Source organism: Enterobacter sp. EGD-HP1 (assembly GCF_000733275.2).
Lineage (GTDB): Bacteria > Pseudomonadota > Gammaproteobacteria > Enterobacterales > Enterobacteriaceae > Enterobacter.
The window spans coordinates 1-16,502 of record NZ_AVOP01000020.1; the positions used below are offsets into that span (position 1 = coordinate 1).

The 16,502-nt window shown below is 57.8% G+C and carries 18 protein-coding genes and 1 riboswitch; of the genes, 12 read left to right on the plus strand and 6 right to left on the minus strand.

Annotated elements, in window-relative coordinates:
* Positions 1-287: 287 nt before the first annotated feature.
* A complete protein-coding gene (gene purH, locus N037_RS13505) occupies positions 288-1,877 on the plus strand; it encodes a bifunctional phosphoribosylaminoimidazolecarboxamide formyltransferase/IMP cyclohydrolase (protein ID WP_032641537.1) in 1,590 nt (529 codons plus the stop codon).
* Between the two features lie 15 nt (positions 1,878-1,892).
* Complete coding sequence (gene purD / locus N037_RS13510; protein ID WP_032641538.1) at positions 1,893-3,185, plus strand: phosphoribosylamine--glycine ligase; 1,293 nt, start codon at positions 1,893-1,895, stop codon at positions 3,183-3,185.
* Positions 3,186-3,234: 49 nt separating this feature from the next.
* Here purD and N037_RS13515 read toward each other — a convergent pair whose 3' ends face one another.
* The 6 genes from N037_RS13515 to nudC all read right to left on the minus strand — a co-directional run bounded on the left by N037_RS13515 (position 3,235) and on the right by nudC (position 7,587).
* A complete protein-coding gene (locus N037_RS13515) occupies positions 3,235-3,927 on the minus strand; it encodes a DUF1481 domain-containing protein (RefSeq protein ID WP_032641539.1) in 693 nt (230 codons plus the stop codon).
* An 11-nt stretch (positions 3,928-3,938) separates the two neighbouring features.
* Positions 3,939-4,211, minus strand: coding sequence for a nucleoid-associated protein HU-alpha (gene hupA / locus N037_RS13520; RefSeq protein ID WP_002445246.1), 273 nt, complete (start codon positions 4,209-4,211; stop codon positions 3,939-3,941).
* Positions 4,212-4,397: 186 nt separating this feature from the next.
* Positions 4,398-4,988, minus strand: a complete 591-nt coding sequence (locus N037_RS13525; protein ID WP_023334111.1) for a YjaG family protein — start codon at positions 4,986-4,988, stop codon at positions 4,398-4,400.
* 41 nt (positions 4,989-5,029) lie between these two features.
* A complete protein-coding gene (nfi, locus tag N037_RS13530) occupies positions 5,030-5,701 on the minus strand; it encodes a deoxyribonuclease V (protein ID WP_032641540.1) in 672 nt (223 codons plus the stop codon).
* Positions 5,702-5,710: 9 nt separating this feature from the next.
* Positions 5,711-6,775 carry a uroporphyrinogen decarboxylase gene (gene hemE, locus N037_RS13535; protein ID WP_010425930.1) on the minus strand — a complete coding sequence of 355 codons (1,065 nt, stop codon included), beginning with the start codon at positions 6,773-6,775 and terminating at the stop codon, positions 5,711-5,713.
* 38 nt (positions 6,776-6,813) lie between these two features.
* Positions 6,814-7,587, minus strand: a complete 774-nt coding sequence (gene nudC / locus N037_RS13540) for an NAD(+) diphosphatase (RefSeq protein WP_032641541.1) — start codon at positions 7,585-7,587, stop codon at positions 6,814-6,816.
* A 95-nt stretch (positions 7,588-7,682) separates the two neighbouring features.
* Between nudC and N037_RS13545 the strand changes: the two genes are divergently transcribed.
* The 10 genes from N037_RS13545 (at position 7,683) to N037_RS13590 (ending at position 16,467) form a co-directional block, all read left to right on the plus strand.
* Positions 7,683-8,180, plus strand: a complete 498-nt coding sequence (locus tag N037_RS13545; protein WP_023334107.1) for an Rsd/AlgQ family anti-sigma factor — start codon at positions 7,683-7,685, stop codon at positions 8,178-8,180.
* Positions 8,181-8,234: 54 nt separating this feature from the next.
* Positions 8,235-8,346: riboswitch (TPP riboswitch) on the plus strand.
* Positions 8,347-8,424: 78 nt separating this feature from the next.
* Positions 8,425-10,320: a phosphomethylpyrimidine synthase ThiC gene (gene thiC / locus N037_RS13550; RefSeq protein ID WP_032641546.1), complete on the plus strand. Its 1,896-nt coding sequence runs from the start codon at positions 8,425-8,427 to the stop codon at positions 10,318-10,320.
* Positions 10,320-10,955, plus strand: a complete 636-nt coding sequence (thiE, locus tag N037_RS13555; protein ID WP_032641547.1) for a thiamine phosphate synthase — start codon at positions 10,320-10,322, stop codon at positions 10,953-10,955. Before thiC ends, thiE begins: the two co-directional genes overlap by 1 nt.
* Complete coding sequence (gene thiF / locus N037_RS13560; RefSeq protein ID WP_023334104.1) at positions 10,948-11,703, plus strand: thiazole biosynthesis adenylyltransferase ThiF; 756 nt, start codon at positions 10,948-10,950, stop codon at positions 11,701-11,703. Before thiE ends, thiF begins: the two co-directional genes overlap by 8 nt.
* Complete coding sequence (gene thiS / locus N037_RS13565; RefSeq protein WP_023309972.1) at positions 11,687-11,887, plus strand: sulfur carrier protein ThiS; 201 nt, start codon at positions 11,687-11,689, stop codon at positions 11,885-11,887. Before thiF ends, thiS begins: the two co-directional genes overlap by 17 nt.
* Position 11,888: 1 nt before the next feature.
* Positions 11,889-12,659, plus strand: coding sequence for a thiazole synthase (gene thiG, locus N037_RS13570; protein WP_032641548.1), 771 nt, complete (start codon positions 11,889-11,891; stop codon positions 12,657-12,659).
* Positions 12,656-13,783 carry a 2-iminoacetate synthase ThiH gene (gene thiH / locus N037_RS13575; RefSeq protein WP_032641549.1) on the plus strand — a complete coding sequence of 376 codons (1,128 nt, stop codon included), beginning with the start codon at positions 12,656-12,658 and terminating at the stop codon, positions 13,781-13,783. Before thiG ends, thiH begins: the two co-directional genes overlap by 4 nt.
* A gap of 335 nt (positions 13,784-14,118) precedes the next feature.
* Positions 14,119-15,660: a sensor domain-containing diguanylate cyclase gene (locus N037_RS13580; protein ID WP_023334101.1), complete on the plus strand. Its 1,542-nt coding sequence runs from the start codon at positions 14,119-14,121 to the stop codon at positions 15,658-15,660.
* Between the two features lie 181 nt (positions 15,661-15,841).
* Positions 15,842-16,150: a PTS sugar transporter subunit IIB gene (locus N037_RS13585; protein ID WP_023334100.1), complete on the plus strand. Its 309-nt coding sequence runs from the start codon at positions 15,842-15,844 to the stop codon at positions 16,148-16,150.
* Positions 16,150-16,467, plus strand: a complete 318-nt coding sequence (locus N037_RS13590) for a PTS lactose/cellobiose transporter subunit IIA (protein ID WP_008503455.1) — start codon at positions 16,150-16,152, stop codon at positions 16,465-16,467. Before N037_RS13585 ends, N037_RS13590 begins: the two co-directional genes overlap by 1 nt.
* Positions 16,468-16,502: the final 35 nt, after the last annotated feature.

The window sequence follows — 16,502 nt, forward strand, 5'->3', positions numbered from 1 at the left end:
CCGTGTCGATGGAGGCGCATTATAGGGAGTTCTCCGCAGGCCGCAACCGCTAAATGACAGAAAAATGACTGACTGCTGCATTCCACAGCAAAACCCCGCCTTATACCTTTTTACACACAGACTTATCCACAATGATACGAAAAAGTGAAAATGTGCGAGCGTTGCGCAAACGTTTTCGTTAAAATGCTCGCGCTTAACAAGGATGCCCCGTCAGGTGTGTTAGATGAGTTTTTCGCAGGAAAATTCATCTAACGCTCTCTGTAATCGTGAAATCCAGGGGATTTACCATGCAACAACGTCGTCCAGTCCGCCGCGCTCTGCTCAGTGTTTCTGATAAAGCCGGTATCGTCGAATTCGCTCAGGCACTTTCCGCACGCGGTGTGGAGCTGCTTTCTACAGGCGGTACCGCTCGCCTGTTAGCAGATAAAGGTCTGCCGGTAACCGAAGTGTCCGATTACACCGGTTTCCCGGAAATGATGGATGGACGCGTCAAAACCCTGCACCCGAAAGTGCACGGCGGTATTCTTGGCCGTCGCGGTCAGGACGACGCCATTATGGAACAGCATGACATCGCGCCAATCGACATGGTGGTTGTTAACCTCTACCCGTTTGCCCAGACCGTTGCCCGCGAAGGCTGCTCTCTGGAAGATGCCGTAGAGAATATCGACATCGGCGGCCCAACCATGGTGCGCTCCGCGGCCAAGAACCATAAAGATGTGGCCATCGTCGTAAAGAGCAGCGATTACGAAACCATTATTAATGAGATGGATGCCAACGAAGGGTCACTGACGCTGGAAACGCGTTTCGACCTCGCCATCAAAGCCTTCGAACACACCGCCGCGTACGACAGCATGATCGCCAACTACTTCGGTAGCCTGGTGCCAGCCTACCACGGTGAAAGCAAAGATCCTTCTGGCCGCTTCCCGCGCACCCTGAACCTGAACTTCATTAAGAAGCAGGATATGCGCTACGGCGAGAACAGCCACCAGCAGGCAGCCTTCTATATAGAAGAAGAGGTAAAAGAAGCCTCTGTTGCGACCGCTCAGCAGGTTCAGGGTAAAGCCCTTTCCTATAACAACATTGCCGACACCGACGCCGCGCTGGAATGCGTGAAAGAGTTCAGCGAGCCAGCCTGCGTTATCGTCAAGCATGCGAACCCATGCGGCGTTGCCGTGAGCACCTCTATTCTGGATGCCTACGATCGCGCATACAAAACCGACCCGACCTCCGCGTTCGGCGGCATTATCGCCTTCAACCGCGAGCTGGATGCTGAAACCGCGCAGGCCATCATCTCCCGTCAGTTCGTTGAAGTGATCATCGCGCCATCCGCTTCCGAAGAAGCGCTGAAAATCACCGCAGCAAAACAGAACGTGCGCGTACTGGTTTGCGGCCAGTGGGCAGAACGCGTGCCGGGCCTGGACTTCAAGCGCGTGAACGGCGGCCTGCTGGTTCAGGACCGCGATCTGGGCATGGTGACGGAAGCCGACCTGCGCGTGGTGACCAAACGTCAGCCGAGCGAACAGGAACTGCGTGACGCGCTGTTCTGCTGGAAGGTTGCGAAGTTCGTCAAATCCAACGCCATCGTCTACGCCAAAGAAAACATGACCATCGGGATAGGTGCAGGCCAGATGAGCCGCGTCTACTCCGCGAAAATCGCGGGCATTAAAGCAGGCGATGAAGGTCTGGAAGTAAAAGGCTCCGCCATGGCTTCTGACGCCTTCTTCCCGTTCCGTGACGGTATCGACGCGGCTGCTGCAGTGGGCATCACCTGCGTGATCCAGCCTGGCGGCTCAATCCGCGACGACGAAGTGATTGCCGCCGCCGACGAACACGGCATTGCGATGATCTTCACCGACATGCGCCACTTCCGCCATTAATTCCCGGAGCTGAAAATGAAAGTATTAGTCATTGGTAACGGCGGACGCGAGCACGCTCTGGCGTGGAAAGCGGCGCAGTCTCCGCTGGTGAAAACGGTCTTCGTGGCACCGGGCAACGCCGGTACCGCCCTGGAGCCGACGCTACAGAACGTCGCTATTGGCGTAACCGATATCCCGGCGCTGCTGAGCTTTGCCCAGAGCGAGAAAATCGACCTGACCATCGTCGGCCCGGAAGCGCCGCTGGTGATTGGCGTCGTCGATGCCTTCCGAGCGGCGGGCCTGACCATCTTCGGGCCAACGCAAGGTGCCGCGCAGCTGGAAGGCTCTAAAGCCTTCACCAAAGATTTCCTCGCGCGTCATAACATCCCAACGGCGGAATATCAGAACTTCACCGAAGTAGAGCCAGCCCTGGCCTATCTGCGTGAAAAAGGCGCGCCGATTGTTATCAAGGCCGACGGTCTGGCAGCAGGTAAAGGCGTGATCGTGGCGATGACCCTCGAAGAAGCCGAAGCCGCGGTTCAGGATATGCTGGCGGGCAACGCCTTTGGCGATGCGGGCCACCGCATCGTGATCGAAGAGTTCCTCGACGGTGAAGAAGCGAGCTTTATCGTGATGGTCGACGGCGAGCACGTTCTGCCGATGGCCACCAGCCAAGATCACAAGCGCGTGGGTAACGGCGATACCGGCCCGAATACTGGCGGAATGGGCGCTTACTCCCCCGCTCCGGTAGTGACTGACGAAGTCCACCAGCGCACCATGGATCGCGTCATCTGGCCTACCGTGAAAGGGATGGCGGCGGAAGGCAACACCTACACCGGTTTCCTTTACGCAGGTCTGATGATCGACAAGCAGGGTAACCCTAAGGTCATCGAATTCAACTGCCGCTTTGGCGATCCGGAAACGCAGCCCATCATGCTGCGCATGAAATCCGATCTGGTGGATCTGTGTCTGGCAGCCTGCGAAGGCAAGCTGGACGAGAAAACCTCCGAGTGGGACGAGCGTGCCTCTTTAGGTGTAGTGATTGCTGCGGGTGGGTATCCGGGCAACTACAACACCGGGGACGAGATCCACGGTCTGCCGCTGGAAGAGATTGAGGGTGCGAAGGTGTTCCATGCAGGTACGAAGCTGGCTGAAGACGATCGCGTCCTCACCAACGGCGGACGCGTGCTGTGTGCGACCGCGCTGGGCCATACCGTGGCAGAAGCGCAGAAGCGCGCCTATGCGCTGATGGCGGATATTCACTGGAACGGCAGCTTTAGCCGTCAGGATATCGGTTATCGCGCAATTGCGCGCGAGCAGGGCGAGTAATTCCACACCCTCACTCTCACCCTCTCCCTCAAGGGAGAGGGAACTTAAATCAAAAACTCTTTTCCGTCGGCTGCCAGGTGCAGAAGTCTTCGTTCGCCACCAGCAGCAGCTGAGAGCCTTCCGGCGCTTCCAGCCACGCCACACTCACCTCCACTGATGAATGACGCTGACGGCGCTGAATGTGTTCTGTCGCCCAGGATTCAAGCTCAGGCTTGACCGTCTGCCCTTCGCAGGTGGTTACCGTTCCATCGTTATGCCAGCGCCCCTGGCGCAGCACAACGCGGCCCAGACGAAGCGCATCGCTGGTCTGGCGGATTTGTTCGGCACGATAACGGTAGAGGGCGATTTGATCGCTGGAAAGCTGCTGTTTTTGACCGCTGACTTCGCGCTGCATAAAGCTCAGCTCGCCATGGTCGTCAAAACGCACTTTCACGTGTTCGGGGGTCTTGCTGTAGACGTTCAGTTCAATCAGCGACAGGTCATCTCCCTGCCAGCGATACTCCGCAGTCGACGTATTGCCGTTATGCCACGGGCTGAAGGCAGAAAGCAGATGCACTTCACCGCCGGAATCCTTGCGCCAGATCCTGACCGCGCCCTGGTTGTCCGCGTAACCGCTGGCGGTAAACGGCGGCAGGGAGGTGTCGTGGCTGCAGGATGACAGCAGCAGCATGCCTGCCAGCGCGAGCGTTCCACGCCAGAAAGACAAAAGGGGCGTTACCGCCCCTTCGCTAAAACTGTTCACTGCCACGCGTCTTACTTAACAGCGTCTTTCAGTGCTTTACCAGAAACAAATGCCGGCACGTTAGCTGCGGCGATTTTGATTTCTTTACCGGTCTGCGGGTTGCGGCCAGTACGCTCAGCGCGGTGGTTCACTTTGAAGGTACCGAAACCAACCAGTTGTACAGCATCGCCTTCTTTCAGAGACTCAGTAATAGCAGCCAGGGTAGATTCCAGAGCAGCTTTAGCCTGCACTTTAGACAGATCAGCCTTGTCCGCAATTACATCAATCAGTTGAGTCTTGTTCATAAGTTATCCTTTCAATGTGTTTATCGCTTGCTAAGCATCGAGTGCGACGAAAATGCCAAAAAAGCACTCTCCTGCATACACGCACCGATAGCCACTTTTTTTCGCCCCCCAAATGTAGACCAGACAAGGGGCGAAAGGGAAGAGTCGAGGAGCGACAAAACGGGCGTTATCTCAAGTTTTCTTGTCTCATTGGTTAAAAATTATACCAATATTGCTCTCGGCAGCCTCTCGTAAGTCCGCGCGCAGCCCTTTTATCAGCTCAATATCGCGTTCTTCACACTCTGCCAGCAGGCGGAAAATTTCCCACTGAATGTCCCATTCTTGCTCAACCGCCGGGTTCGCACGCAGCTCTTCGTCGGTCATCTCCCGTCCTTCCTGGGTCATTTCCAGCATCGCGACGGTCGTAATAGATGCCTTACTGACTTCAATAGCGTGCTCCAGCGTTTCACCGCTCAGACGGGAGTGAAGCAGCTCGCTTAACGCCACGCAGGCATCAATCGCCGGGTAGACACCGTACAGATCAAAATCATCCGCAACCGGAATCGCCTCTTCCAGCTTTTCCAGCTGGGAGTCGAAGTTCACCTTCGCGTCTTTCACCGTCAGCGTTTCCCAGATCAGGTCCAGAATGCGGCGGTAGATATGGCCATCACCAAAGCCCGTTTCCTTACAGAACGCGGCATAGTTGGGATACATGCGCTCGCACAGGCAAGCCATAAACGTCACGTGCTGCCAGCTTTCAACTTTCTCAAGGCGCAGGTGAATCGGATTTTGTAGCATGAGGATCTCTCGAATCGAAAATTAGGCGCAGTTTACCTGAATCATCGCTGAATTTCCTGCCAACGAACAAAAGCCGGACGCGAAGATGCCACGGCGTCTGCCCAGCGCGTCGGCTCCGGCAAGCGGTAGCCCTTCATGCAGCGCTGCACCCACGCCAGGGCGCTGTCCATGCTCACCCGGTGCCCGGTGGCGATAAAGAGCGGGTTACAGCGCGCCTTGCTGCGCCAGACCCACGCCAGCTGCTCGCCTTTATGGATAAGCGGCGCCAGCGCGCCCGGCTCGGCAGAAAGAGGTTCAAACGCACCGCACAGGCGTTTCTTGGCGACGCCAATGGTCGGCACATCCACCAGCAGCCCAAAGTGGCTGGCAACGCCTAAACGGCGCGGGTGTGAAATACCGTGCCCATCGACAAACAGCAGGTCAGGTTTTTGCGAGAGTTGCTCCAACGCTGCCAGCAGCGCGGGATATTCGCGGAAGGAGAGAAAGCCCGGAATGTACGGCATGGTGGTCGCGATACGCGCGACCTTGTACTCCACCAGCTCAAGCGAAGGGTATTTCAGCACCACCATCGCCGCTCGCGTCACTTCCCCACCCTGCTCGAACCCGACGTCCGCTCCGCCAATGTACTGCGGAGGATCCTTATCCAGACGATCCTCGCGGATCACCGATGAAGCCAGTTCGATTTGTTGAGCGCGTAGCGACGCGAGATCCATAACCACTCCTTACTTGTGATACTGGGCAGAAAGCCGATGCACCGCCTCCACAAATACGCCAGCGTGTTCTGGCGGCACATCCTGATGAATGCCGTGGCCGAGGTTAAAGACGTGGCCTTCCCCCTGGCCGAAACCAGACAGTATAGTCGACACTTCTTCTTCAATGCGGGCGGGCTGAGCATAGAGCATGGAGGGATCCATATTACCCTGCAGCGCCACTTTGTCGCCCACGCGACGGCGCGCATCGGCGATATCGGTGGTCCAGTCGAGGCCCAGCGCGTCACAGCCGGTTGCCGCCATCGCTTCCAGCCATTGACCACCGCCTTTGGTGAATAGCGTCACCGGCACGCGGCGACCTTCGTTTTCACGCAGCAGGCCGTCAACGATTTTGTGCATGTAGTACAGGGAGAACTGCTGATAGTCGCGCCCGGTCAGCACGCCGCCCCAGGTATCGAAAATCATCACCGACTGCGCACCGGCTTTAATCTGCGCGTTGAGATAAAGCGTGACGCTCTTCGCCAGCTTGTCGAGCAGCGCATGCAGCGCCAGCGGCTCGGCGTACATCATCTTTTTAATCATGGTGAAGGCTTTGCTGCTGCCCCCTTCCACCATATAGGTCGCCAGCGTCCACGGGCTGCCGGAGAAGCCAATCAGCGGCACTTCACCTTTCAGCTCGCGGCGAATGGTGCGCACGGCGTTCATCACGTAGCCCAGCTCGCCTTCCGGATCGGGGATCGGCAGCTTATCCACGTCGGCTTTGCTTTTGATTGGGGAGGTGAAACGCGGACCTTCACCGGTTTCGAAGTACAGGCCAAGGCCCATTGCATCCGGAATGGTCAGAATATCCGAGAAGAGGATCGCAGCATCCAGCGGGAAGCGGCGCAGCGGCTGGAGCGTCACTTCGCAGGCCAGCTCGGCGTTTTTGCACAGCGACATAAAATCGCCCGCCTGCGCGCGCGTGGCTTTGTACTCTGGCAGATAGCGTCCCGCCTGGCGCATCATCCACACCGGGGTGACATCAACGGGCTGGCGCAGCAGCGCACGCAGATAACGATCGTTCTTCAGTTCGGTCATTTTTGCAGTTCCTTAAGCGTCATGGCCCCAGTGTAACACTACTCATACTCGGCCCGACACATCGCCACGGTATCTTCTATCAGCCGACGCGCCACGGTGCCCGGCGGAGGTAACAGCGGTAAATCGTCGTAGCGATACCAGTTCGCGTCCAACAGCTCTTTCTGGTCGATAACAATCTCGCCGCTGTCGTATTCGGCCATAAATGCCGTCATCAGCGACTGCGGGAACGGCCACGGCTGGGAGGTGACGTAGCGCAGGTTCTTCACTTTGATTCCGCTCTCCTCCATCACCTCGCGCGCCACCGCCTGCTCCAGCGTTTCGCCCACTTCGACGAAGCCGGCCAGCACGGTGTGAACGCCGTTGCGATGGCGGGTATGCTGCGCCAGCAGGATGGAATCCTCCCGGCGGATAGCGACAATGATGCACGGTGCGATCTGCGGGTAATAGCGTTCGCGACAGTGGTTACAGAGCAACGCCCACTCGGTTTTGCTCGGATGCATGGTGTGTCCGCAGTAGCCGCAGTATTTATGCGAGCGGTAAAACTCTGCCAGCTGCACGCCGCGCCCCGCCAGCTGGAACAGCCCGACATCCAGATCCAGCACCTGGCGAACGGATCCCATATCCTGGCGGCGAGCCTGTTGGATCAACCACACAGGATCGCCCTGCCACTCGCCAATCTTCAGCGCGCGCTGGCCTACAAGATCGAACATTTCCGCTGCACCGTAGGGCAACTCTCCGGCAGGCAGCCATAACTTTTGTTCGTGACTGACGATCCACCAACCAAGATCTGATTTTTCAATAATACGATCCATATCTATTGCACTACCTTCGCTTCACTGACATGTTGTTAGCATTGTGGTTACATTCTGGATAAGCAGATTCAATCCTACATTTTGCGGAGTCGACCATGTTAAACCAGCTGGAAAGCCTGACTGAGCGCGTTAGAGGAAGTAACAAACTGGTGGATCGCTGGCTACATGTGCGCAAGCATCTACTCGTGGCTTATTACAATCTGGTCGGTATTAAGCCTGGCAAAGAATCGTTTATGCGACTGAATGAAAAAGCGCTGGATGATTTTTGTCAGGGCCTGGTCGACTATCTGTCCGACGGCCATTTCAATATTTATGAACGCATTATCCGCGAAATGGAAGGGACAACACCGTATTTAGCGGCCAGCAAACTCTATCCGCTGCTGGAAGCCAACACCCAGCAGATCATGGATTACTATGATTCCGCGCTCGAGAACGCCATCGATCACGATAACTATCTTGAGTTTCAGCGTGCGCTATCCGACCTCGGTGAGGCGCTGGAAGAGCGATTCACGCTGGAAGATAAGCTGATCGCTCTCGTGCTGGACAATGATTTGAACATCAGTAACGAAGAGAACGTCGCGCGCCCTGCTTGAGTTCTTCATCGTTAACGAGTAATTTACAACCATTCGCCCCTCTCACGAGGGGGATTTTTCTTGTCGGAGTGCCCAGCGCCTGAAAGCGCGGGCTGAGACCGTTAATTCGGGATCCGCGGAACCTGATCAGGCTAATACCTGCGAAGGGAACAAGAGTCAAACAGCTGTTGTATCGCCCAGGGGCGATCTCCTCTTGCTTCATCCGTCGTCTGACAAGCCATGTCCTTCACTTTTGGAATGAGCTATGTCTACTGCAAAACTGACCCGCCGCGAACAGCGCGCACAGGCCCAACACTTCATCGACACGCTGGAAGGTACCGCTTTCCCGAACTCGAAACGCATCTACATTTCCGGCTCGCAGGCCGATATCCGCGTCCCGATGCGCGAAATTCAGCTCAGCCCGACGCTTATCGGCGGCAGCAAAGATAACCCCCAGTATGAAGACAACGAAGCCGTGCCGGTATACGACACCTCCGGCCCGTACGGCGACCCTGATGTTGCGATCAACGTCCAGCAGGGTCTGGCTAAGCTGCGCCAGCCGTGGATTGATGCGCGCAACGACTGCGAAGAACTGAGCGTGCGCAGCTCTGCGTACACCAAAGAGCGCCTGGCCGACGACGGTCTGGACGCGCTGCGCTTTACCGGCCTGCTGACGCCAAAACGCGCCAAAGCGGGCAAATGCGTGACCCAGCTGCACTACGCGCGCCAGGGCGTCGTCACGCCGGAGATGGAGTTCATCGCCATCCGCGAAAACATGGGGCGCGAGCGCATCCGCAGCGAAGTGCTGCGCTACCAGCACCCGGGCGAAGGCTTTGGCGCACGCCTTCCGGAGAACATCACGCCGGAGTTTGTGCGTGACGAAGTGGCCGCAGGCCGCGCGATCATCCCCGCCAACATCAACCACCCGGAATCCGAGCCGATGATTATCGGCCGCAACTTCCTGGTGAAGGTCAACGCTAACATCGGTAACTCGGCCGTCACCTCCTCCATCGAAGAAGAGGTTGAAAAGCTGGTCTGGTCAACGCGCTGGGGTGCGGACACGGTAATGGACCTCTCCACCGGCCGCTATATTCACGAAACCCGCGAATGGATCCTGCGTAACAGCCCGGTACCGATTGGCACCGTCCCGATTTATCAGGCGCTGGAGAAGGTCAACGGCATTGCCGAAGACCTCACCTGGGAAGCGTTCCGCGACACGCTGCTGGAGCAGGCTGAACAGGGCGTGGACTACTTCACCATTCACGCGGGCGTGCTGCTGCGCTACGTGCCGATGACGGCGAAGCGTCTGACCGGCATCGTCTCGCGCGGCGGTTCCATCATGGCGAAGTGGTGCCTCTCCCATCATCAGGAAAACTTCCTCTACGAGCACTTCCGCGAGATCTGCGAAATCTGCGCCGCGTACGATGTTTCTCTGTCACTGGGCGACGGCCTGCGTCCGGGCTCTATTCGCGACGCCAACGACGAAGCGCAGTTTGCCGAACTGCACACGCTGGGCGAGCTGACCAAAATCGCCTGGGAGTATGACGTGCAGGTGATGATTGAAGGCCCGGGACACGTGCCGATGCAGATGATCCGCCGCAACATGACCGAGGAGCTGGAGCACTGCCACGAAGCGCCGTTCTACACGCTGGGGCCACTGACAACCGACATCGCACCGGGCTATGACCACTTCACGTCAGGCATTGGGGCGGCGATGATCGGCTGGTTCGGCTGCGCCATGCTCTGCTACGTGACGCCGAAAGAGCACCTCGGCCTGCCTAACAAAGAGGACGTGAAGCAGGGGCTGATCACCTACAAGATTGCCGCCCACGCCGCGGATCTGGCCAAAGGTCACCCGGGCGCGCAAATCCGCGATAACGCCATGTCGAAGGCGCGCTTTGAATTCCGCTGGGAAGATCAGTTCAACCTGGCGCTGGACCCGTTCACCGCGCGCGCCTATCACGACGAGACCCTGCCGCAGGAATCGGGCAAAGTCGCCCACTTCTGCTCTATGTGTGGGCCGAAGTTCTGCTCGATGAAAATCAGCCAGGAGGTGCGCGACTACGCCGCCGCGCAAACCATTGAAGTGGGTATGGCGGACATGTCAGAAACCTTCCGCGCCAGAGGCGGCGAAATCTACCTCAAAAAAGAGGAGGCGTAATGTACCAGCCCGATTTCCCGCCCGTCCCCTTCCGGTTAGGGCTCTATCCGGTGGTGGACAGCGTAGAGTGGATAGCGCGCCTGCTGAAGGCCGGCGTCCGCACTCTCCAGCTGCGCATCAAGGATAAACGCGATGACGAGGTGGAAACCGATGTGGTTACCGCCATTGCGCTGGGGCGTAAGTATAACGCCCGCCTGTTTATCAACGACTACTGGCGGCTGGCCGTTAAGCACGAGGCCTACGGCGTGCATCTGGGCCAGGAGGACCTGGAAACAACGGATCTGAGCGCTATCCGCGAAGCCGGGCTGCGTCTTGGCGTTTCAACACACGATGACATGGAGATCGACGTGGCGCTGGCGGCCCGTCCCTCTTACATCGCGCTGGGTCACGTCTTCCCGACGCAAACCAAGCAGATGCCTTCCGCACCGCAGGGCCTGGCGCAGCTGGCGAGTCACGTCAAACGCCTTGCCGAATACCCTACCGTCGCCATCGGCGGAATCAGCCTTGAACGCGCCCCGGCGGTGCTGGAGACCGGCGTCGGCAGTATCGCCGTCGTCAGCGCCATCACCCAGGCCGCAGACTGGCGGTCCGCCACCGAACAGCTGTTACAGCTGGAAGGAGCGGGTGATGAATGACCGCGATTTTATGCGCTACAGCCGTCAGATCCTGCTGGAAGATATCGCCATCGACGGACAGCAAAAACTGCTCGCCAGCCGGGTGCTGATTGTCGGTCTGGGCGGGTTAGGCGCGCCCGCCGCGCTTTATCTGGCAGGTGCAGGTATCGGTACTCTGGTGCTGGCCGACGACGATGAGGTTCACCTCAGCAACCTGCAGCGACAAATCCTCTTCACCACCGAGGATATCAACCAGCCAAAAGCGCAAGTCACCCGGCAGCGCCTGAACCAGCTCAATCCGGATATCGAGCTGATTGCCCTGCAGGATCGGCTCAGCGGTGAAAGCCTGCGCCGTGAGGTCGCCCTTGCCGACGTGGTGCTGGACTGCACGGACAACATGGCGACGCGCCAGGCGATTAACGCCGCCTGCGTGGCAAATAATACGCCGCTTATCACCGCCAGCGCGGTGGGGTTCGGCGGGCAGATGATGGTCCTGACCCCGCCGTGGTCGCAGGGCTGCTATCGCTGCCTGTGGCCGGATGATGCAGAGCCAGCGCGCAACTGCCGTACGGCGGGCATTCTTGGTCCGGTGGTCGGCGTAATGGGCACAATGCAGGCGCTGGAAGCCATCAAGCTGCTCAGCGGCATGGAGACGGAACGTAATACGCTGCGGCTGTTCGATGCCCGCTCCAGCGGCTGGCGCCACCTGGCGTTACACCGCGCCAGCCGCTGCCCGGTATGCGGAGGCCGCGATGCGCATTCTGTTTAACGATGAGCCGATGAGATGCGACGACGGGCTCACCGTTGCGGTACTGCTCGACAAGCTGCGTCAGCTCAAGCCGGGAACGGCGCTGGCGCTCAATCAACAGATCCTGCCGCGCGAGCAGTGGGAACATCAGCAGGTCAATGACGGCGACCAGATCCTGCTGTTTCAGGTTATCGCAGGGGGCTGAGATGTTACGTATTGCCGATAAAGTCTTTGATTCACATCTGTTTACCGGAACCGGAAAGTTCGCCTCGCCGCAGCTGATGGTGGATGCCATTCGCGAAAGCGGCAGCCAGCTGGTGACGCTGGCGCTCAAGCGCGTGGATCTGCGTCATCACAGCGATGCCATACTCGCTCCTTTACTGGAGGCTGGCGTCACGCTGCTGCCTAACACCTCCGGTGCCAAAACGGCCGAAGAGGCAATTTTCGCCGCGCAGCTGGCCCGCGAGGCGCTCGGCACCCGCTGGCTGAAGCTGGAAATTCATCCTGACGCCCGCTGGCTGCTGCCTGACCCTATCGAAACGCTGAAAGCGGCTGAAAAGCTGGTGCAGCAAGGGTTTACCGTCCTGCCTTACTGCAGCGCTGACCCTGTTCTGTGCAAACGGCTGGAAGAGGTCGGCTGCGCCGCCGTCATGCCGCTGGGCGCCCCCATTGGCTCCAACCAGGGGCTGGAAACCCGCGCGATGCTGGAAATCATTATTGAGCAGGCTACCGTACCGGTGGTGGTTGATGCGGGCATTGGCGTGCCCAGCCATGCCGCGCAGGCGCTGGAGATGGGCGCCGACGCGGTACTGGTCAACACGGCCATCGCGGTTGCCGACGATCCGGTCATGATGGCGCGTGCGTTCCGCATGGCCGTAGAGGCTGGCCTGCTGGCAAGGGAGTCCGGCCCCGGCTCGCGCAGTTTCCAGGCGCAGGCCACCAGCCCGCTGACCGGTTTTCTGGAGGCGATCTCATGAGCACGTTTACCGAGCGCTGGCGGCAGCTTAGCTGGGATGACATAGCCCTGCGCATCAACAGCAAAACGGCGGCTGACGTGGAGCGCGCGCTGAATGCCCGCCATCTGACCCGCGAGGATCTGATGGCCCTGCTCTCCCCGGCGGCCAGCGCGTACCTCGAGCCGATGGCCCAGCGAGCGCAGCGGCTCACCCGCCAGCGTTTTGGCAACACGGTGAGCTTCTACGTGCCGCTCTATCTCTCAAACCTGTGCGCCAATGACTGCACCTACTGCGGCTTCTCCATGAGCAACCGCATCAGGCGTAAAACGCTCGATGAAGATGAGATTGCCCGTGAGTGTTCGGCTATTCGTGAAATGGGCTTTGAACATCTTCTGCTGGTCACGGGCGAACATCAGGGAAAAGTGGGAATGGACTATTTCCGTCAGCACCTTCCCGCCATTCGCCGTGAGTTTGCGTCGTTGCAGATGGAAGTGCAGCCCCTGGCGCAGGAGGAGTACGCGGAGCTCAAAACCCTCGGCCTTGACGGCGTTATGGTTTACCAGGAAACCTATCACGAGGCGACGTACGCCCGGCACCACCTGAAAGGCAAGAAGCAGGATTTCTTTTTCCGCCTGGAAACGCCGGACAGGCTGGGTCGCGCCGGGATCGACAAAATCGGTCTGGGCGCGCTGATCGGGCTCTCTGACAGCTGGCGAGTGGATTGTTACATGGTGGCGGAACATTTGCTGTGGCTCCAGCAGCACTACTGGCAGAGCCGTTATTCCATCTCCTTCCCGCGCCTGCGTCCCTGCGCGGGAGGAATTGAACCGGCTTCGCTGATGGATGAACGCCAGCTGGTGCAGACCATCTGCGCGTTTCGCCTGCTCGCCCCGGAAGTGGAATTATCGCTCTCAACGCGCGAGTCCCCGGCGTTTCGCGATCGCGTCATCCCGCTGGCGATTAATAACGTCAGCGCATTTTCCAAAACGCAGCCCGGCGGCTACGCCGACGATCGTTCGGAGCTGGAGCAGTTTGCACCGCATGACGGACGACGTCCGGAAGCCGTTGCCGCCGCCCTGACGGCACAAGGTCTGCAGCCTGTCTGGAAAGACTGGGACAGCTGGCTGGGAAGAGCCTCGCAGTGACGTTGAAACGCACTGCAACACGTTAAAAAATTGTCGAGGCGCGACGAAAAGACAAAACCGGATGGTTGTCAGCGATCGTCCGGTTTTTTATTGTCACACGGTCAGCAACGGATGCTGACCAGGGCGAAAAGCTTCTTCCTCGTTTCGCCCTGCCTCAGGTGCATTGCACAAACGGCCCTGCCAGTTTAATAAGTATTTTCTTAATGGTTCTTAAGATAAATCATCCCGTCAGAAATCGTGTGCCGTATAATTCACCGCTAACCGCAGGACAGCGACTATGCTGAGAGGATATCGGCAGACGAAAAGTATTCACCATCAGGAACGATGTACAGCTCATGGCACTTCACAGCAAAAAGCTCTCTTTTACCCGGCCCATTATGCTCAGCTTCGCGGGGATCCTCTGCAGTTTTGCGGTGATCGCGATCGCGGTGACGCTTTCGCAACGGAAGGATTTTCTTGAGGATTACCATAAGATCAATAGCAACTTCACGCACAACCTGGCGGTGAACTACACCGAATCCATCCTGCGTGAAAACGACTATATCCTGGGCCGTTCCGCGATGTATTTTGCGCGCGACGACAGGCTAAACGAGACGCTCAACGTCAACCCGACGCAGGGGCTACAGATGATGATGCATTTGCAGAACCTGATGCCGACCGTCTCCTCCATCTCGCTGGCGGACACGCAGGGGCATTATCTTCGCGCACCGGAAGTGCTCCCCACGGAGAAGAGTAAAACCTTCGATCCCCGGGCGCGGCCCTGGTTTGTCGCGCAGGCCGAAGCCAGTATCTTCAGCCACTATACCCGCCCCTACATGGACTACTTCACCGGCCATCCGACGGTAACACTCTATAAGCCATTGATTTCACCGGAAGGCCGACTGAAGGGAACGATCGCGTTTCACCTCGATTTGACGTCAATGGGCTACACCCTGCGTCAGATGGTGGCGCCCGTTCAGGGGGAATTCTTCGTCGTCGAACGTGACGGCGCCGTTGTGCTTCACCCGGATACAGGCGCGCTGTTCAAACAGTACGTGAGCGAAGCGCTGATGGACAAAATGACCAGCGGCGAAGGCCACCTTTATGACAAGAAAAGCAACGCCTGGTACTACTACTACTCATTTACCAATCCGGACTGGTTTGTCATTTACCGGGTCTCTGGCGAGACGCTCACCGATATCACCCGCCACGAAACGACGATTGTTGGCTGGGGGTTTGCGCTGGCGGCCATCATCATCATCCTCTTCGGCTTATATCTCCGCCATGCCTCGCGTACCGTGCTGATGCACATTATCAATGCCATCAAAACCGGCGACGTCAGCGAGGCGCCGCGACTGGAAGCGATGCTGAGCCATACTATCCAGTCCAATAAAGAGCGTGAGATGGCCTATGTGCGCCAGGCTACTCACGATGCGCTGACGGGCTGCAAAAACCGCCGCGCATTCGATAGCGATATTGCGGAGCTGCTGAATGCCCATCAGCCTTTCGCGCTGGCGCTGGTGGACATTGATAACTTCAAGTCGATTAACGACACGCTGGGCCACCTGACCGGTGATATCGTTCTGCGCAACGTGGCCCGCGAAGGGATCCAGATCATGCAGCCACATCACGTCTCGCTTTACCGGTACGGTGGAGAAGAGTTTGCGGTAATTTTCCAGGCTGAGCAGATGACGTCTGCGCTCTCATTACTGGAAGCGTGGCGTATCGCTGTTGAAAAACGCGTCTGGCGAGAAGAAAACCTGCGGGTTACGTTCAGCGGCGGTCTTGGGGAGTGGCATTTTGAACCGCTGGATCAATTTGTCGGAAGCGTTGATAACGCCCTCTACAGCGCTAAACAGCAGGGCAAAAACCGCATTAACCGAACGTCCATCAGCTAATCCTCCCTCTTTCACCCCTGCCCGTTTCGACGGGCCGGGTACGCGACAATGTAAAATTGTAACCGGTTTCAGAAAATCACCGGTTTCTTTGTGATGCCTGACACACAATCGCGGTAAACCGGTTGTTGAAGCGGTCTGCACGGGATAATTATCAATAAACACATGTAGATCGAGGCTGATTATGAAGAACATCGTTTTATGCTGTGCAGCGGGAATGTCAACCAGCATGCTGGTTCAACGTATGAAAGACGCCGCGCAGAAAAAAGGGGTTGAAGTCACCATTAAAGCCGTTCCGGTTGCGGAGTTTAAAGACAACATCGCGACGGCCGACATCGTATTGCTGGGGCCACAGGTTAAATACGAGCAGGCTAAACTCCAGGCGCAGGCCGAGCCGCTGGGTAAAAAGGTCGCGGTGATCGACATGATGGATTACGGCATGATGAAAGGCGATGCCGTACTGGAAAAAGCGCTCAAACTTCTGGAGTCATAATGGAAGACTTAGAAACTACGATTATGGAACTGCTGGTCAACGCAGGCGCGGCGCGCAGTGCGGCCCTGACGGCGTTACAGATGGCGCGTAAAGGTGAGTTTGACGAAGCGGAAAAAGCGATGGAAGAGTCGCGCGAATATGTGAAGCATGCGCACACGATCCAGACGCAGCTTATCGGCCTTGACGAAGGGACCGGGAAGCTTCCGGTTAACCTGATCACCGTCCACTCTCAGGATCATCTGATGAACGCGATGGTCATTCAGGACCTCGCGGGCGACATGATTGAGCTTTATCGACGGATCCCCCTGGTAAACTGATAACCTACAGATGTAAAAAAACCCGCCGAGGCGGG